14 protein-coding genes are annotated in these 20,492 nt (G+C 28.5%); 6 read left to right on the forward strand and 8 right to left on the reverse strand.

Annotated elements, in window-relative coordinates:
• Positions 1-183 precede the first annotated feature (183 nt).
• The gene (locus J2Z24_RS09980; protein ID WP_051593417.1) at positions 184-2,193 is read left to right on the forward strand and encodes a methyl-accepting chemotaxis protein; all 2,010 of its coding nucleotides are present in this window, start codon (positions 184-186) and stop codon (positions 2,191-2,193) included.
• A 143-nt stretch (positions 2,194-2,336) separates the two neighbouring features.
• On the opposite strand, the gene J2Z24_RS09985 is transcribed toward J2Z24_RS09980, so the two are convergent.
• The 8 genes from J2Z24_RS09985 to J2Z24_RS10020 form a co-directional block, all read right to left on the reverse strand.
• Entirely contained in the window at positions 2,337-3,461 is a 1,125-nt protein-coding gene (locus tag J2Z24_RS09985) for a Ger(x)C family spore germination protein (RefSeq protein ID WP_035151409.1), read from the reverse strand.
• Between the two features lie 12 nt (positions 3,462-3,473).
• Entirely contained in the window at positions 3,474-4,544 is a 1,071-nt protein-coding gene (locus J2Z24_RS09990; protein ID WP_035151411.1) for a GerAB/ArcD/ProY family transporter, read from the reverse strand.
• Positions 4,545-6,002, reverse strand: a complete 1,458-nt coding sequence (locus J2Z24_RS09995) for a spore germination protein (protein WP_035151414.1) — start codon at positions 6,000-6,002, stop codon at positions 4,545-4,547.
• 429 nt (positions 6,003-6,431) lie between these two features.
• Positions 6,432-7,574 (reverse strand): glycerate kinase family protein, encoded by a 1,143-nt coding sequence (locus J2Z24_RS10000; RefSeq protein WP_035151417.1) that lies wholly within the window; start codon positions 7,572-7,574, stop codon positions 6,432-6,434.
• A gap of 82 nt (positions 7,575-7,656) precedes the next feature.
• Positions 7,657-8,910 (reverse strand): GntP family permease, encoded by a 1,254-nt coding sequence (locus tag J2Z24_RS10005; protein WP_035151418.1) that lies wholly within the window; start codon positions 8,908-8,910, stop codon positions 7,657-7,659.
• Between the two features lie 211 nt (positions 8,911-9,121).
• Positions 9,122-10,225, reverse strand: coding sequence for a CdaR family transcriptional regulator (locus J2Z24_RS10010; protein ID WP_051593418.1), 1,104 nt, complete (start codon positions 10,223-10,225; stop codon positions 9,122-9,124).
• Positions 10,226-10,316: 91 nt separating this feature from the next.
• A complete protein-coding gene (locus J2Z24_RS10015; protein WP_035151421.1) occupies positions 10,317-11,414 on the reverse strand; it encodes a hypothetical protein in 1,098 nt (365 codons plus the stop codon).
• Between the two features lie 4 nt (positions 11,415-11,418).
• Positions 11,419-13,206 carry an HSP90 family protein gene (locus tag J2Z24_RS10020; protein WP_051593419.1) on the reverse strand — a complete coding sequence of 596 codons (1,788 nt, stop codon included), beginning with the start codon at positions 13,204-13,206 and terminating at the stop codon, positions 11,419-11,421.
• A 246-nt stretch (positions 13,207-13,452) separates the two neighbouring features.
• On the opposite strand from J2Z24_RS10020, the gene J2Z24_RS10025 reads away from it, so the two are divergent.
• The 5 genes from J2Z24_RS10025 to J2Z24_RS10045 all read left to right on the forward strand — a co-directional run bounded on the left by J2Z24_RS10025 (position 13,453) and on the right by J2Z24_RS10045 (position 20,472).
• Positions 13,453-15,459 (forward strand): methyl-accepting chemotaxis protein, encoded by a 2,007-nt coding sequence (locus J2Z24_RS10025; RefSeq protein ID WP_051593420.1) that lies wholly within the window; start codon positions 13,453-13,455, stop codon positions 15,457-15,459.
• 194 nt (positions 15,460-15,653) lie between these two features.
• Positions 15,654-16,301: a class I SAM-dependent methyltransferase gene (locus tag J2Z24_RS10030; protein WP_035151430.1), complete on the forward strand. Its 648-nt coding sequence runs from the start codon at positions 15,654-15,656 to the stop codon at positions 16,299-16,301.
• A gap of 100 nt (positions 16,302-16,401) precedes the next feature.
• Positions 16,402-17,403, forward strand: coding sequence for a LacI family DNA-binding transcriptional regulator (locus J2Z24_RS10035; protein ID WP_035151433.1), 1,002 nt, complete (start codon positions 16,402-16,404; stop codon positions 17,401-17,403).
• Between the two features lie 233 nt (positions 17,404-17,636).
• On the forward strand, positions 17,637-18,584 hold the full coding sequence (locus J2Z24_RS10040; RefSeq protein ID WP_035151435.1) for an ROK family protein: 948 nt from the start codon (positions 17,637-17,639) through the stop codon (positions 18,582-18,584).
• 214 nt (positions 18,585-18,798) lie between these two features.
• Positions 18,799-20,472: a glycoside hydrolase family 13 protein gene (locus J2Z24_RS10045; protein WP_035151438.1), complete on the forward strand. Its 1,674-nt coding sequence runs from the start codon at positions 18,799-18,801 to the stop codon at positions 20,470-20,472.
• The last annotated feature ends 20 nt before the right edge of the window (positions 20,473-20,492 follow it).

Raw genomic sequence — 20,492 nt, forward strand, 5'->3', positions numbered from 1 at the left:
TCCTAAGCTTTTTTATTCCATCAATTTTAAAATCCTATTTTGTTTATTAAAATTTATGAGAAAGTATAATGCCGAAAAATCGTACTATTATTTAAAAAAAATTTATAAAAATGTTAATAAGTTTATTATAATAAACGATATTTATAGTAATAAAAGTAGAAATACAAAGAAAGGATGATAAAATTGTCGAGTAAAACAGAAAAGAAAAATAAATTTCATAGTATTAAATTTAAATTAGCTTTGGTATTAGTTAGTTTATGTTTAAGTTCTATAATTGTAATGGCTGTAATATCATATATTCAAGCTAATAATATATTAGCAAGTAATTTAAAAATGAGTACTGAACAAAATCTAAAAGAGATAAATAGGGGAATAAGCAACTATTTTCAGGGCATGGAAAGTTATTTGAATATATTGTCTGAGAATACAGATTTTAAAGATCTCAATAAACGTCCTGAATACCAGTCTTCTGCAATAGAAGAATTGAAAAAATTTAAAAATAGTAATAAGGATATAATGGCAATGTATTTTGCACAATTTAATAAAAAAATGATTATTTATCCTTTAACTACGTTTCAAAGTGACTATGATCCTACTGCAAGAGATTGGTATAAAAATAGTGTGAAAGAAAAAGGAAAAGTAGTTTATACAGATCCATATAAAGATGCTAGTAGTGGAAAGTTAGTTGTGTCTTTATCAAAAACTGTAGAGAAAAACGGACAAGTAGTAGGTGTTGTTTCTCTAGATATTAATTTAGAGGATTTAGTTAATACACTTTCTAACATAAAAGTAGGTAAAAGTGGGTATATATTTATAACAGATAGTAAAGGTACAATGATTGCACACCCAGATAAAACTTTGCTTGGAGGGGACACAGTTACTAAATTAAGTATTTGGTCAAAAATAAAATCAGAGCAGGAAGGTTTTGAAAACTATAAACATAATAATGAAGTAAAATATGCAAGCTATATAACAAATTCCTTAAGTAATTGGAAGATTATTGCTGAACTTGAGGAGTCAGAGTTACTGAAAGATACAAGTGTTATAAAAAAAGCTGCATTTATTATGGTTGTAATATTAGGATTAATAGTTACAATTATTTCTTTAATTATAAGTAATAAAATAGGTAAATTAGTAGGAAAATTAGAAGATGAATTTGGCAAAGCTGCTAAGGGAGATTTACGGGCTAAAGTTAATTTTAATACTAAGGATGAATTTGAGAATTTGGGAAATAGTTTTAACATAATGATGAAAAATATGGCAGCTTTAATAAGCAATGTTAAAAATTCATCTGATGAAATTGTTAATAGCTCAGATTCTATAAGTAAAATGACACAAGAAACTAGCACAGCTATAAATGAGATTGCACTTACTATTGATCAAGTGGCTCAAGGTGCATCAGCTCAGGCACAGGATATTTCTAGCAGTGCTACCATAGTTAATGAATTAGCCAGTGAAATTGATAATATTGAAAAATTAACAATTGATATGATAGAAAAGTCTAATGATTCTAATGAATTTGGAAATGAAGGGTTAAAAATTGTGGATGAACTTACTGAAAGGACAAATAAAAATAATGAAGCAGTATCACAAGTTGCAGAAGTAGTAGATAATATGAATGAAGCTACTGGAGAAATAGGATTAATAACAGACACAATAAATGAAATAGCAGAACAAACTAATTTACTTGCATTAAATGCAGCAATAGAAGCAGCAAGAGCAGGAGAAGCGGGAAAAGGATTTTCTGTAGTAGCAGATGAAATTAGAAAGCTTGCAGAGCAATCCACAGATGCTACTAAGAGAATACAAAATTTAATTAATAATATAAAACATAAGTCAGAGTTAGCAGTTAAATCCATTGATGATACTAAACATATTGTAAAACTTCAAAATGAAGCAGTAACTGAAACTAAGGATATATTTAATAAGATATTAGATTCCATTAAGGACACATTAAGTAAAATAAATTTAGTTCAAAATTCCATAATGCAGACTAATGAAAACAAAAACCACATAGTTAATAAAATACAAAACATATCAGCAGTATCTGAAGAAGCTTCAGCAAGTACAGAGGAAGTATCTGCCAGTACAGAAGAAGTAACAGCAACTATGCATGAATTTAATAATTCAGCATTAAATCTTAAAAATATATGTAGCAAATTAGAAGCTGAAATTAATAAATTTAAGCTATAGAAAAGTTGGCAAAATGGGGATTTGATATACTAGTATTTGACGCTCTAGAAGAAAATAAATTAGGAGCATATATAGATTTGATTTACACAAGTCTATATATGTTCCGTTTTTTAAAAGAGAAGTTTTTTACTCTCAATAGTAGTCTAACTTATATTACCATGATGTAAAATATGCACATTTACATTAATATTAAAATTAACAAGTGGGTATACTTCATTCCAATCAACACTTTTCCAATATGAATTATGCTTGGCACGAATTATATCACCTATACCTAGGGGGTCACTACCAACCTCTTGAGTGTATTTTAACACTTGACTACAATTTTTTTTTATTTCATTTGCTAGCATTTTTTCAATATTCTCTTGTGCAGCTTTATTTGAAATTGCATCCCAATGAAATTCACTTAGAGATCCCTTAAAATCTAGAGTGATATCTACTGATGGTGTATTTTCTACTACATATGTACTAATCTTTCTTTTAACTTTACTAATATTAAAAGCACAACCTTTTTTAATATTGTTATAATCTAAACTTTCAAGTGAACTATTTATGTATGTTGATTTTTTTGCCTTACCCATCATTGATAACAAAAGCAAAGTATGTTTTGTATCTATTTTACCAACAAATTTATCACCTGAAAACAGAGCTGTTCCAGTTATTTCAATACCTTTCCCTTTGCTAAGTTGCAATTTTAATATAGGTGCTATTGGGTCTATTCCTGGTGAAAAAAAATTTGTAGTAAAAATATGTACTTGAGTATCTGGTGCATATGATAGTTTTATATTATGCTCAATAAGTTGACTTATATAAAATGCTGGCCTTGGTTTATCACCAAAAGTTTGAGCTGTTTTTATTAAATTGTTAGGGCTACCATCTACAATTGCTACATAGGCTATTGAAGGGTTAGATGGTTCACGCTCAAAAGCTTCTAATAAATTACTTATTCCGCCTTTTGCTGCCAGAGATTCTGATATTAAGATTTGTTGAATTTTTCCACCCTCTAAAAGTTTAGGGGATATTTTTCTAGCATCTTCTCTAAATTCTCTTAATAGGTTTTCATTGTTATCATATATAACTTCAATTTGCTCTTTTGTATTTGGTTCTACAACAGGACTTGAATAAGTCATAAAAACATTATCCTGGTGATTATTTGAAGGTTCTAATCCAATTTGTAATATAAATCCTGTTCTTTCATAAATTTTTTGGTCCCAGCAGCCTTGTAAAAATACAGATAGTATAATAATTACAACGATTAATCTTTTCATTATTAGTAAGTATTACCTCCTTTTTACCAAAGAAATGAAAAATGAAAATACCATAAGTAATATATTAGCTGTACCCAATAATCCTAAATAATTCATATATATGGAGATTTCTTCAATGTTCTTTGGTATTCTACCAATTGATAGTGCAATAATAAAAACTATGGCAATCAATAGTTTTTTTCTGCGTGTTTTAAATATTTTAGATAAACAGTAATAGGATGAAAAAAAATAGCTTCTTACGGAGCCTGCCATAATAGGAAACCAAAATACAATAAAAAATATATCCAATCTCTCTAGTATTGGAACTTTTATTGATTGCTCAATATTGTACATTGGGAATACAAGCATTTTTAATTTATTTTCTCCAAATAATGCTGTACTAAAGATAACAATAATAATATAAATTACAGATACATATGTAATTCCTGTAATTATGTGTTTTAATGTACTTTTTTTATCTGTAACATTTGGATAAAAAATTGTTATTAATTCAACACCTAAAAATGAATAAAAGGCATAAGTAATATCTTTAGCTATTGCAAGAAAACCTGATTCACCTATTGGTAATAAATAAGTAAATCTTGCATTTTTCATAACTAATAGAAAAGTTGAAATTAATAAAATATGTGTTAATAATAGTAAGGTAGCAAATCTACATATAACTTTTAATCCTTTTGCTGTTTGATAAATAGTAGGTATAGAAACTAAAGCTCCTATAATAATTACAGGCGTTTGATTTAATACTATAATTCTAATTACTTCAGCAAAAAATCTATTTCCTAAGCCTGTAATAAAAAGCAGATAGCATATAAATATAAAATTAAAAAACATTCCCCAATATTTGCCATATAATAAAACATTAATATCTAAAATTGATCTATTTTGATATCTGTTCATAAGTAATATTATAAAAGTAACAAGAATTATTATCATGCATCCAGATAAAGCTACAGCAATCCATCCATCATGTCCTATTTTCTTTGCAAGGGTAGAGGGTAATGTAAGAACACCTAATCCAATTTGAGCGGATATACTAAAGATTGTTAATTGCTTTAATGTAATAATATTTTCTTTATTATCCAATTATTTATCCCCTCTTTTCTTTTTTAATGGTAGAGAAATATGGGGCCTTATTTTCATGAAATTTAATGGTGCTCTAATTATTGTGTCTTTAATACTATCTTTTTTAAAAGGTATTATTGGCATAAAATAAGGTTGACCTAATGATTCCAAAGATAACAGATGTGAAATAACAAAAACTACTCCTACAATCACTCCAATAATTCCAAAAAAAGATGCTAATATTAAAAATAAAAATCTAGTAAATCTTAATGTCAATCCAAAATCATAAATAGGAACTACATAGGAGGACATAGCTGTAACTGCAACTACAATAATAAATAAACTGCTTACGATTCCTGCATTAACTGCTGCCTGCCCAATTATAATTCCTCCTACTACACCAATAGTAGCTGAAATATATGTGGGTAATCTAATTGATGCTTCTCTAATAATTTCAATTGTAAATTCCATTACTAAAGCTTCAACAACTGGTGGAAAGGCCACACGGGTTCTAGATATTGCTAATGGTATAAGTAAGTTAAGAGGAACTAAATAATATTGGAAAGCGGTTGCAGATATATACAATGATGGTAAAATAAGTGAAGTAATTATTGAAATTGTTCTTATACATCTTATAAATGATCCCAACATCCACCTAGTACTATAGTCATCAGGGGTTTGAATAAAAGACCAAAAGGAAACTGGAACAATTAATGTAAAAGGAGTTCCATCCATTAATATTACCAGCCTTCCTTCTAGTAAAGCTGAAACTACTTTATCAGGTCTTTCTGTTGGTAAATATTGGGGAAATGGGGAATTAGGTGAATCTGTAATATATTGTTCTATATAACCAATGTCAAGCACTCCATCTGTATTAATTTTACTAACTTTATCAATTAATATATTTAATAGCTCAGGGTTTGCAATTCCATTAATATATGCAATGACAATTTTTTGTTTTGTTTCATTCCCTAATATTATATTTTTAAATTTTAAATTTTCACTTTTAATCCTTTTTCTTATTATGCTAAGGTTTGTATCAATATTTTCTATAAATCCCTCATGTGGACCTCTAACATTTTTTTCATTTTCCGGTTCGCTGATACTTCTTTTTTCAAAATCCTTTAACTCACATATAATAGCATAATTTGATTTATCTATTAAAAGAACTGTTTTCCCATTAAACACTGATGAAATAACAGTATCAATATCATAACATGTGGAAGTATTGAGTAAAGGTAGATACTCTAAAATTTCTTTACCAGATACACTGGCAATATCTATTGACATTATAGATTTTATAAAGTCCCTTTGGATTAAATCAATATTTATAAAACCTTTTATAAAAAATAAACATCCTTGTCTTCCATCCTTAAGTATTAACTTTTTATTAGCTATATCAGGACAGTCTTCGAATTTTGCAGTTAATTCATCTATATTTACACTTATATCTTCAGATAAAAGTTTAGTAGCACTCATTTCTCAAAAACCTCCATTAAATAAAGGATTAATATTTATAATTAATATAATATATTTATCAATTTATCATTTGCATTTTTTAATAAAGTATACATTTTATAGATGTAATGATTGACTAGCTTAATTCAGCATCGCAAACTTAGGAAATTTTTAAGTATTACTACTAATATTTTTAGTTAGTAAAACATAGCTAATTATTTAAAACCTAAAAAAGAATAAAAGTGGTAAACTAGAAATTGTAATTTCGCTGAAGCTGAAATAGACATCTTATCCGAAAATAACAATGTGAAAAAGGTATCTTCAAAGTAAATTACATATGAATATTCAGTACTAAAAAATCCACCTAGAATTTAAATTCTAGGTGGACAGTCTGTTTTATTGTGTACTTGACAAAGGGTACATTTTTCAATAATATTACACTGTTTAAATTTATTTTTTATTACTAACTATTTTAAGGATTCTAGTTACATTTTCCGCTGATATTTCCATATTTTTCATTCCTTCTTTAAGAGCTGTTTCTAAATCCATTGCTCCAGGTAGAATTCCTACTATTGAATTTATACCGCAATCATAAAGAGGCTCAATTCCAGAACCTATTCTTCCGGCAAAGGCAATTACTGGTATATTAAATTTTTTAGCCACCATGGATACCCCATAAGGAGTCTTTCCTGAAATAGTTTGAGAATCTATGCTTCCTTCACCAGTAAATACATAATCTGCCACCATGATTTTTTCTTCTAAGCCTGTAAATTTTATAACCAATTCTACTCCACTTTTAAGATTAGCGTTTAAAAAAGCCATCAGTCCTGCGCCAAGTCCTCCCGCAGCTCCTGCTCCAGGAACATTTGCGATATCTTTTTTTAAGCTTTCTTTTATTATATTTGCATAGTGAGCAAGATTTCTATCAAGAGTTTCTACCATTTCGTAAGTTGCACCTTTTTGAGGACCAAATATATGGGATGCTCCATTTTTTCCTATTAAAGGATTAGTTACATCACAAGCTACTTCTATTTTTACATGGTGTAGTGCTGGATGAAGATTAGACAAATTTATTTTACATAATTTATTGAGAGCTCCTCCACCAAAAGGAATTTCATTTCCATGATTATCTAGAAGTTTTGCTCCTAAAGCTTGTATCATTCCTGCACCACCATCATTAGTAGCACTTCCACCTATACCTATAAGTATGTTATCTACTCCTCTATCTAGAGCCGCCTTTATAAGCATACCTGTACCATAGGTAGTAGTTAAAAGGGGATTTCTATCTTCTTTTTTTACAAGATGGAGTCCACTTGCACTAGCCATTTCTATTACCGCAGTTTTTCCATCTCCTAAAATTCCAAAGGAGGATTCTATTTCATTACCTAAAGGAGCTATAGTCTTTACAGTTACAAGTTCTCCACAGGTGGCATCTATAAGGGATTGAACTGTTCCTTCTCCACCATCTGCCATGGGAACTTTAATACACTGTGCATTAGGTAATACTTTTTTTATTCCTCTTTCCATAGCATCTGCTGCTTCTTTTGCTGTCATACTTTCTTTAAAAGAATCTGGAGCTAATACAAATTTCATAATGAATCTTTAGCAAAGTACATAATCTAGGTTATGTCTTTGCTAAAATCCACCTCCTTTCAGTATTTTAGTAGAATACTGTCTATTTAAAAATAAAACCAAAAATAATTGTGGATACTATAGTCATTGATAAACCTACTAAGGATTCATAGGATATAAGTTTAAGTCTTTCTTTCATATTCATAAATACACTTCCACCTGTGGCATGAAAGAAACTTCCATGTGGTAGATGGTCAAGAACTGTAGCTCCTGAGTGAATCATAGCTGCACCGGCTAAAGGTTTAACTCCAAGTTGAAGTATAGTAGGGCCAAATACCTGACTTGCCACAGCTGTACCTGAAGTTGTGGATGCTGTAGCACCGGACATAAGTATACCTGCTACTGGTGCCAATGCAAAAGCTGGAAGGCCTAATGTATTTAATCCATTTATTATAACATCTTTAAGTCCTGAATTAGAAATAATGCCTGCTAATGTACCAGTTCCTAAAAGAAGTATTGCAACCCCACTCATTTTTCCCAATCCTGCAGTAGCATATTTGTTAATATTTTTTATTTTACCCATGCATAAAGTTCCAATTATACCCCCAACAGGTAAAGCTACAAGGGGATCAATGCTAATATTAAATAAAGGTCTTAAGGATAGCATTATAATTGCGGCTAATGGTCCTGCTATAGCCGGAAGAAAGTTTGGCTTTTCTTCTGAGGTAGCCTGTATTTCATCCTGTGTAATATTAGATCCTTTATGAGCAAGTTTTTTTGATATAATGCAAGTAACTATAAGTCCTGCTATGGCTGGAATTATACCTGCTGCCATTACTGAAGTTAATGGAGTTTTAAAACTATCTGAAGCTGCTATGGCATTAGGATTTGGAGACATAATATTTCCTGCCTTACCTCCACCTATCATAGCAATCAGTATTCCTGTTTTAGTAATATTTGCTCTTTTACCAATAGCTAATGCTATAGGAGCAACAGTTATAACTGCTACATCTACAAATACTCCTACCGAAGTTAAAACTAATGTTGCCATAGAAAGGGCTATAAGAGAATTAGATTCTCCAAGCTTGTCCACTATAGTTTCTGCAATTTTTGCTGCTGCACCAGATTCTATAAGAACACCTGCTAATACACCAGCGGTTAATATTCTAAGTACTGCTGGGATTATACCCTTTGCGCCATTAATCATTAAGGTAACAGTAGTTGCTACTCCTGCACCGCCTACTAATCCTCCCACTACGGCTCCTATAATCAATCCATAGGCAGGATGTACTTTTTTAATAATAAGTACTATAGCTAAAATTAATCCAATTAGAGCACCGAAAGCTGTAACATGCATTTTAAATTCCTCCTAAATTTTATAATATGATTTCGTTTTCATATTAATCTTATATCATTGGATTTTAATAATCATTGTGTAGTTGATAAATTATTTACATTAAATTTTTGTGCGTTTGCACAAAATACAAATTGATAGAGCTTTTAAAAGAACAAAAAATCAATGAAATAAGCATTCCATTGATTTTTATTCATGTCTACCTGACCTAATACTAATCATTTGATTTGTTTAATTTAAATACCACTAAGGCTGTAAAAAGTTCCAGTAGATCTGTATATTTTCTGAGATTTTTACCTGTAAGGGCTTCAATTTTTTTTATTCTATAGTTAAGAGAATTTCTATGTATATGAAGATCTTTAGCAATTAAGTTAATCTCTCCATTATTTTTTATAAAATACATCAAGGTTTCTATAAGGCCTGAATCCTTACCTTTTTGTTGTAAGGTCTTGATGATTTCTAAGTACTTTTCTTTATAAGATACATTGCTAAGTGCATCTATAGGAATTATTTGACTGTATTCGCTTAAATCCATTGAAAAATCCAACTTTTTATTAATCTCTACACATTTTAAAGCTTCTTCTATGGATTTTGATATTATTTTATTTTCAGTGCCTACACCTATAGTACTGTTTTCAAGAAATTTTTCTTTATGGATTTCTTTTATTCTATAATTTAAGGTTTTATCATCTTTTAATAATAAAACTACATCTTCAGTATTGATTTTTAAAATATATTCCTCTTGATTTATGTAAATTCTAAGACTATCTATGCTAACATTTTTTAAATTTTTAGAGCTTATTACCACGGCTCTTCTAGGAAGTGATAAATCAATATTTAAATCTGAGGCTCTTTTTATAAAATCTTCATCATAAGTATCTTTTGAAAATGCCCATTGATATAGGAACTCATTTTTAACATGTTCCCTGGATCTTTGCTTAGAAAACATATATTCTTGATTTATAAGTAATGTAGCAGTGACATTTACTATAGAGGCAAATTGTTTTACTATATTAGGATCTCCACTGATACCTATTACTCCTACTACTTTATCCTTAAAATAAATAGGCATATTTACTCCTCGCCTAGCATCTCCTTTATCTTTATGAATTTCTATAAGTTTTTTAAGAGAAATAGCCTTGACTGCTCCTTCATGAGTTTTTCCTATTCTTGAACTATCTCCACTTCCAATAATAACACCTTTTGAATTCATTATATTAACGTTGTATGGTATTACATCCATCATTTTATTTACTATATCATAAGCCAACTGATCTGTTAAAAACTCTTCTTTTATTGATTCACTTATCTTACTCATGATAGGGACCTTCCTTTTTAAATTTTCAATTTTATGAGGTTACATATGGATTAATTGACAAATAACAAATATATAACTAATAAGAGACTTTCTAGCACCCACAGACTTTTAAATGTGTTTTTAAGAACTCTGATATAATGTGATTTCCATTCTTTTTGTTAAAGGCATTCATAAATTTTTCAGTTTCATTGAAAAAATATTCTTTTAAAGTTTTAATATCATAGTCATCATTACAATATATAGGGGAATCTTTAGGAAGTTTTAGCTTAATATTTTCTATGCCTTTTTTGTAAATATTATAAAATAAAGCATAGCAAGCAGCATTAAACCACATAGTAGTTGTATCATCTTCATTTTTAAATAAAGTGGCATAATTTTTTTGAAAAACTTCAATTCCCTTTTCAATATTAGTAATGGATAGGTACATTATATGATTTGGTGTGCAAGTAATTAGTCCTTTATTTTCATTAATTGCTCTAAGACCTTTTTTATGAAATTCTTCTGCTAATTCATATTTGCCTAAGGAATAAACTGGAATCAATAAATTAGCAAAGGTAGTACTAGGAACTTCTCCACACTTAAATTTGCCATTTAAAATATCTTTTGCTTGACGCAAAGCTTTCTCATAATCTCCTATAAAAATATAATAATCCACTTTTTTATTTATAGTGCAGGCTGTACAATCTTCATATTTATGGTCTACAGGTGTTGTGAGCCATTTTTGGTAGTACTCTTCTATACTAGTGCCATCCTCAATGCCTGATTGGCAAGCTTCTACTTTCAATGAATAGTATGGACTAAGACTTATGTTATTTTCTAAATAAAAATTCTTCATCTTTTCAAAAGTTTCATTTATTTTTTCATTAGGAATAACTAGGTAGTCACACATATTACTCAATATATATTTATACTCCCAAATAACTTGATATACTACTTCATCATTTGTATATCCTTTTTCCATTTGAGATACGCACCAAAAAAAAGTAATCATTGCTTTTTTGGCTTGGTTAGAAAATACATAAGCTGTTATTAAATCAAATTTACAATACATTTCATTTAATATATCATTATTCTCTCTTGCTATACTTACTGCCTTTTCTAGTAGGGGTACACATAAAGAGTATTTGTGTACATCCATATAATCATAGGCTTTAAAAACTAATTCTTTAATTTTATCTTCATAATTCATATCTTTACTTTCCCTCTAATACTAAATTTATTAAATTATTAATTCCCATTGCAAAAAGTTCATTATCCTCTTTTTTTATTGGGTGGTTTCCAAGCATCAAACTTTGTACATAAAGTATTTCTATAACAGATTTTTTTATATAATCATCTTTGCAGTTTATTAGTTTTTTTACTAAAAAATTATTGTAGTTAAAACATAAGGTTACAAAACTTTCTTCAAATTCATTTTCAAATATACTTGCTAAATCTCCAAATAAGTCATTATTACTGCTAAAGGCTTGGGATTTAGTTTCTGAAATTTCTTTTAAAAATTTTGCTTCCTCACTAATGTTATATATGGCAGGAAGTTCTGAAGGCTCAAATTTTTTAATGTTGCAAATACATTGTTCTTTTCTTAAAACATTATCTGTAAAATTAATAAAGTCAAAAACTTTATCTGATTCATAAAAGTTTAATTCTTCAAATTCCTCTGTAATATGTTCTGGTTTTATTCTTTCAACAAAACCTTGTGGCATATATTCATTGAATTTTTCTATTAAATCTGCATCATTTACATATCCGCCATTTATAATGCAAATATCTTGAGCTTTTGCTGTATTTTCTATTTGTCTAAATTCATCCACAGTTAATGTATATTTTATATACTTATACTCTTCATAAATGTTCCAAAGAGTCTTTTTGCCTAAAGAAGTTTGGAAAGGAAGATAGTTAATTAATACAGCGTAAAGTTCCTCATCTTCAACTGCCATTAATTTTAAAGAATCATAATGTATATTTATGATATTTACTAGCTTTCTTTGATCTTCTTTTGCTAATTTATAAAAATAGTCTTTAATACAATCTGAGATTTCTTCTCTCATTTTTTCTAAGGCTTTATCCTCAAAAAAGTCTTCTCTTGAGGCAGTAAGCCTGATGTTTTCAACATTTATAAGTGGTTTAGTGAAAAATGCCCAACATGGCATAAGTTTTTCTAAGGCTTCTGATACAAACATATCTTTAACATAAATTTTTCCTTTAATTTTTGATGAAATACTAACGCTTCTAGATAAAATATAGGCTACTCCATTTAAATTACCATTAGAAGATTTTATAGGAATACAATCTATGAAGTCTTCTTTAAATTCTTCTTTTCCTACTAAAAGCCAATATTCCTTGTTTGTAATACCTTTTTTCCAAGGAGCCAAATATTTATTAACTTTTTTGCTGGTATTTTTATTACTTAATGTAATTTCATAAGGTAAAAACTTACCATAATATTTTAAAGTAGTGTATACATAGTGATAGTCAAAGAATTCCTCAGAGCCTTTTTTTGCTTTTAGATACACTCTAGTTCCAGGCTCTAAAGTTATGTCCATTTTCTTTATAGTATATGTACCATCATTTTTACCTTTCCATTCATAAGTAGAATCACTATGAATAGAAGTGGTAATTAGGGTTATTTCATCACAAACAATAAAACAGGACAACAATCCTATACCAAATCTTCCTATAAAATCGTTAAGGTCTGCTCTTAAGTTTTCACGCTTTGATGATTGTCCAATAACAGATAAAAAGCTATGAATATCCTCTAAAGTTAAACCTATACCGTTGTCTTCAATAATAAGTGTGTCTTCCAATAATTCAAAATTAATAATTCCTTCAAAATCCTGGTTTATCTTTTTATATGCTGTAATAGCATCAATTGCATTTTGCAATACTTCTCTTATGTAAACCCCTGGATTACTATATAAGTTTTCTGAAAGCAAAGAAATTATGCCATCTAAATTTACTTGAAAATTATAATTTTGTTCCATATTATCCTCCTAAGGAATTTCTGTATTGGGTATCAGTAGTTTTCCACACAATTATCGATATAAAAATAGAAAATCTTAAATAAATTTTCCAATTATAATGATATTAATGAAATATTTATTAATTTAATATTAGTTTGGATTAAATGTAAAAGATTAAATTTTTCTATAAAAAATTGTAATGATTTCACTATAATAAACGATATTTATAGTGCAGAAAACTAAAAGCTTAAGGAAAGGATGGTAAAATTGAAAAACAACAAAAGAAAATTTAATTTTTATAGTATTAAATTTAAGTTAGCTGTGGTGTTAGTCAGTTTATGTTTGGTTTCCATAATTACAATGTCTGTAATATCTTATAATCAAGCTAACAAAGTATTATCAAATAATTTAATAACCAGTACAGAGCAAAATTTACAAGAAATAAATAGGGGAATAAGTAGTTATTTTAACACTATGGAGAGTTATTTGAATATATTATCAGAGCAGACAGATTTCAAAGAGCTTAATGAACATCCAGAGTATGAGCCTTTTGCAGTAGAAGCCCTTAAGAATTTCAAAAATAGTAATAAAGATATAATGGCAATGTGTTTTGTACAAACTAATAAAAAAGCAACCAGGTATCCATCACGTACATTTGCAAGTAACTATGATCCAACTACAAGAGATTGGTATAAAAATAGTATGGAAAATAAGGGAAAAGTAGTTTATACAAATCCTTATAAAGATGCTAGTAATGGAAAGTTAGTTATATCTTTATCAAGAACTGTAGAAAAAAATGGCAAAATATTAGGGGTTATTTCTATAGATGTTGATTTAGAAAATTTAGTTGATACACTTTCTAATATAAAAATAGGTAAAAGTGGATACATATATATAACAGATAGTAAAGGTACAATGATTGCACATGAAGATAAAGCTTTGCTTGGAGGAGATGAAGCAACTAAATTAGAGTGTTGGTCAAAAATAAATTCAGGTAAGGAAGGTTTTGAAAAATATAAATATAATAATGAAGTAAAATATGCAAGTTATACAACAAATGAAAAAAATAACTGGAAGCTTATTGCATCACTTGAAGAGTCAGAGCTATTAAAAGATACAAGTGTTATTAAACGTGCTGCATTTATCATGAGTTTAATAATAGGAACAATAGTTATAGTTATTTCTTTAGTTATAAGTAACTTTATAGCTAAATTGGTAAGAAAATTAGAAGATGAATTTGGTAAAGCCGCTAATGGAAATTTACAAGCTAGAGTTAACTTCAATACTAAGGATGAATTTGAAACATTAGGTAATCATTTTAATACTATGATGGAAAATATCAGTGGGCTTATAAAGAATGTTAAAGATTCATCTGACACAATAGTTAGTAGTTCAGAATCTATAAGCAAAATGGCAGGAGAAACCAATGTAGCAATAAATGAAGTTGCACTTACTATTGATCAAGTTGCTCAAGGCTCATCATCACAAGCACAGGATATTTCAAGTAGTGCTAGTTTAGTTAATGAATTAGCTAATGAAATTGATAATATTCAACAATTAACAGTTGATATGATAGAAAAATCTAATCATTCTAATGACCTAGGCAATGAAGGATTGAAAATTGTTAGTGAGCTTACACAAAGGACACATAAAAATAATGAAGCAGTATCACAAGTTGCAGAAGTAGTGGATAATATGAATGAAGCCACAGGACAAATAGGATTAATAACAGATGCAATAAATCAAATAGCAGAACAAACTAATTTACTTGCATTAAATGCAGCTATAGAGGCAGCAAGAGCAGGGGAAGCAGGAAAAGGATTTTCTGTAGTAGCAGAGGAAATTAGAAAGCTTGCAGAACAGTCTACAGATGCTACTAAAAAAATACAAAGCTTAATCAATAATATAAAAGAAAAATCAAATTTAGCAGTTAAGTCCATTGAAGATACTAAAGATATTGTTAAGATTCAAAATGAAGCGGTAAATGAAACTAAGGATATATTTAATAAAATACTAGATTCTATTAAGGACACATTAGGCAAAATAAACTTAGTTCAAAATTCTATAATAGGAACAAATAAAAACAAAAATGAGATAGTTAATAAAATGCAAAATATATCAGCGGTATCCGAAGAAGCTTCAGCAAGTACAGAAGAAGTATCCGCAACTACAGAAGAAGTAACTGCAACTATGAATGAATTTAATAATTCAGCTTCTAATCTTAAGAATATATGTGATAAATTAGAAGATCAAATTAATAAATTTAAATTATAAAATTTAGAACTTAGAACTTAGGAACTTAGGGACGGTTAACAACTTTTAGCTTTTTAATAAGAGATAATTGTTGATAACTGTCTTTATTTATTATTTATAATGGATATAGAATATATTTTTGTTTATTTGATTGTTTTACAAAAATTTAGTATATATAATAAATATTATTAATATATTTTTAGGGGGAATTTAAAATGAATTTAAAAGAAAATCAAAAAGAATATTGGAACAAGGTGGCTACAGACAAACAGTTTACCACACCATTCCAAATTGAATTATTCTCTAAATTTGTTCATAAAGAAGACAGGATTTTAGATGTGGGTTGTGGTTATGGAAGGACATTAAATGAGTTGTATTCTCAAGGATTTAAAAACTTATTTGGTATAGATTTTTCTGATAAGATGATTGAAAGAGGTAAGGAACAGTTTCCATGGTTAAATCTAAATGTAAAAGAAGATAAAAAAATACCATATGAGGATAACAGTTTTGACTCAATAATTTTATTTGCAGTATTAACTTGCATAGTTGATGATGAGGATCAAATTTCTATTATGAATGAGATAAAAAGAGTATTAAAGCCAAATGGAATATTATATATAAATGATTTTTTGTTAAATACGGATGAAAGGAATATAAAGAGATATAAAATGTATGAAGATAAATATAACAAATACGGTGTTTTTGAATTGCCAGAAGGAGCTGTACTTAGACATCACCATTTAAATTGGATTGAATCAATTACCTCAGACTTTGATAATATAAAGCTGGAGAAAGTTACATATACAACTATGAACGGTAATAAATCTAATGGATTTTTTTATTTAGGCAAAAATACTAAATAATTATTGATACTGTCCTTATTTATTGTTTACTCTTGTAAAAGTTAAAAAGAGATATTACAATATGTATAATCAAATCATATTAAAAGGAGATTAGTATAAAATGAAAGTTACTATAAAAGATGTAGCTAGAGAAGCAAAGGTTTCACCTTCTACCGTTTCAAGAGTACTATCAAATAATCCTAGAATAAGTGATGAAACAAAACAAAAAGTATATAAAGTCATAGAAAAACTTAAATATAAACCTAATGCAATAGCTAGGGGATTAGTTAATAACAAAACCAGAATATTAGGAGTTGTTCTTCCAGAAGAAGCGGAAAATTTATTATCTAATCCTTTTTTTATACAAGCCATGAAAGGGATAAGTTCCTCTGCTGAGAAGAGAGAATATTATGTAACTTATGCTTTTAGTAGTAATAAAGAAAGTGAAAGGAAGCATATAAGAGATTTAACAAGTAGTGGCTTGATAGAAGGGATGCTTATTTTAAGACCAAAAGAAAATGATGAAAATATAAAATATCTAAAAGATATAGATTTCCCTTTTGTTATTATGGGACGATTAAAGGATATAGAAGGTGTACTATGGGTTGACAATGATAACTTCAAAGCTATGTATAATATAGTTAACAAATTAATAGATAAAGGACATACAAAGATAGCTTTAATAGGAGCTAATAGGGAACTGAATGTATGTAAGGATAGAGAAAAAGGATATAAAGTAGCACTAGAGATGAATGGCATTAGTTTTAATAAAAAGTTAGTTAGTTATGGAGAGGAATTTAAAGAAAAAGAAGGATATGTACAAATAAAAAAAGTATTAGAAAATATAGAGCCAACAGCAGTGGTGGCAATGGATGATTTATTAGCTATAGGTGTTATGAAAGCATTAAAAGAAAAAAATTTGAATAATATTTCTATAGTTGGATTTAATAATATACCTTTATGTGAATTTCAAAAACCTGCTTTAGCTTCTGTGGATATAAATGGAGTAGAACTTGGATATTATGCAACGAAGCTATTAATAGACAATATAGAAGCAGTAGAGAATAGTAGAGAACATTACATTATAGAAACAACATTTGTGCAGAGAGAATCCTTTAGATAAATTAAGTGAAGCATTTAACACATCCTTGCACAAACGTTTGCACAAGGATGTGTTAAAAATAGCGATTATTTTATGGAAATTATCATAATAAACTAATAAAATTGATGAATTTGAAGAATTCTTTTGTTGTAAACTTTTTCTTATATTGATAGAATAAAAATAGATTTAATATTAACAATATTGATAATATTACTAAGCTTAAAATCTACATTATTAATTATTGAGGTGATGAAATGAATAAAAAATATGTAGTAGGTGTTGATTTAGGTGGAACAAAGATTTACACAGCACTTGTGGATTTAGAAGGAAATATAGTAAAAGAAAGAAATGTTGAGACAGAAGCAAATAAAGGAGAACTTCAGGTATTATATAAAATAATGGAAACTATTGACAATGTTATAGAAGGCATAGATTTAAAAGAGGTTAAAGCTATAGGAATAGGATCACCAGGACCTTTAGATGTTAAAAAAGGTATTATACTTTCAGCTTCAAATCTACCTTTTAGAAATTTTAGTTTAGTTAAACCTATAGAGGATAAATATAATATTTCAACATATTTGGATAATGATGCTAATGTAGCTACTTTAGCTGAATTCATGTTTGGTACAGGAAAAGGTACTGAAAACATGATATATATAACTGCAAGTACAGGCATAGGAGCAGGAGCTATGATAAATGGTAAAATATATAGAGGAAGTACAGGAAATGCTTTAGAGATAGGACATACAACTGTTATGAAAGATGGACCAAAATGTGGCTGTGGTAATAGTGGCTGTGCAGAAAGTTTAGGGTCTGGTACTGCCATAATGAAAAAAGCAAAAGAAGCTTGTAAAAATAATATAGAAACATCCTTAAAAAAGTATGATAATTTAACTGCTAAAGAAGTTTTTGAAGAAGCTAAAAAAGGAGATAAGGTATCAAAGGAAATATTAGAATTTTGTTTATCTTATTTAGGCATAGCTGTAGCCAATATAATAAATACCTTTGATCCAGAAATGGTTGTTATAGGCGGAGGAGTTGCAAATGGAGGACAAGTTGTTTTTGATACAATAAATAGAGAAGTTGAAAATAGATGCTGGAAAGCTATTAGCGACAATTGCAAAATAGAAAAAGCAAAGCTTGGAGGAAAGGCAGGAGTTTTAGGAGCTGCAGCTTTAGCTATAACTGAAAGTAAGAGCTAATATTTTAAATTTGATATATTATTTAGCTGTGTTATATTTTATAAAATTATATAGGTGTGGTTAAAGCAATATTTTTTAGCATTTTGCGCAAACGATTGCATAAAGTAGTGTTAGAAGTAAGTAAACATATAAAGTTTAAATTTATCCCACTGAACCTAAAAATTATCTAATGGAAGATTAGAAAATAAAAATATATTTGAATGGAGGGTTATTAATGAATAAGGTATGGTGGAAAGAAGCTGTGGCATATCAAATATATCCACGAAGTTTTAAGGATTCAAACAATGACGGTATAGGAGATATACAGGGTATAATTTCAAAATTAGATTATTTAAAAGATTTAGGTGTAGATATAATTTGGATCTGTCCTATGTATAAGTCTCCAAATGATGACAACGGTTACGATATTAGTGATTATACAGAGATAATGGATGAGTTTGGAACTATGGAAGATTTTCATAAGTTGCTAAAGAAAGTTCACGAGAAGGGCATGAAGCTTATAATAGATTTAGTTATAAATCATACCAGTGATGAGCATAAGTGGTTTGTTGAATCAAGGTCTTCTAAAAACAATCCAAAGCGAGATTTTTATATATGGCGTGATGGTAAAGATGGAAAGGAGCCTAACAATTGGGAAAGCATATTTAAAGGTTCTGCTTGGGAATATGACCAAAATACAGACCAATATTTTCTTCATTTATTTAGCAAAAAACAACCAGATTTGAATTGGGAAAATGAGGATATGAGAAAAGAATTGTATAAAATGATTAACTGGTGGCTAGATAAAGGAATTGATGGGTTTAGGTTGGATGCTATAAGTCATATAAAAAAAGAACATGGATTAAAGGATATGGATAATCCTAAGAATTTAGATTATGTGCCTTGTTTTAAAAAACATATGAATGTAAAAGGAATTGAAAAATATCTTAAAGAGTTAAAGGAAAATACCTTTGATAAATATGAAATAATCACTGTGGGAGAAGCTAATGGAGTAAAGGTTGAACAAGCTGAACAGTGGGTTGGAGAAAAGAATGGAACCTTTAATATGATATTTCAATTTGAGCACCTAGATCTTTGGGATGCTAGTAATAAACAGCACTGTACAATAAAAAACTTAAAAGAAATATTAAGTAGATGGCAATATGGATTAGAGGGAATTGGATGGAATGCTTTATTTATAGAAAATCACGATATTCCAAGAGTTGTTTCAACTTGGGGAGAGGATAAAAACTTTTGGCAGGAAAGTTCAAAAGCATTAGCCCTTATGTATTTTATGCAAAAAGGTACTGCTTTTATATATCAAGGGCAAGAAATAGGAATGACTAATGTTAAATTTAAAGATATTGAAAATTATAATGATGTAAAAACTATAAATATTTATAAAGAAAGCATAGAAAAGGGTATTTCAAAGCAGCAAGTTCTTAATTATATATGGAAAACTTCAAGAGATAACTCAAGAACACCAATGCAGTGGGATGCATCAAGAAATAGTGGATTTTCAGAGGGAGAACCTTGGATAAAACTTAATCCCAATTATATAAATATAAATGTTAAAGAACAAGAGAATAATACCAATTCTATTTTAAACTTTTATAAAAAAATTATAAAAACAAAAAAAGAAAATGAAACACTTATATATGGAAAGTATGATTTAATTTTAGAAGAGCATGAGCAAATATATGCTTACACAAGAGCTTTAGCAGATGAAAAGTTTATAGTAATTGTGAATTTAACAGATAAAGAAGCTAGATATAGTTATAAAAAAGAGAAACTGAATTACAAAGGACTAATGCTTTCAAATTATCCAGTAGAAAAACATGAAGATATAATGGAGATATTATTAAAGCCTTTTGAAGCTAGACTCTACAAAATAGTTTCAAAGTGTTAGTTAATATGCCACTATAAACA

It is taken from the genome of Clostridium tetanomorphum (assembly GCF_017873215.1).
In the GTDB taxonomy this organism is placed as follows: Bacteria; Bacillota; Clostridia; order Clostridiales; family Clostridiaceae; genus Clostridium_AO; species Clostridium_AO tetanomorphum.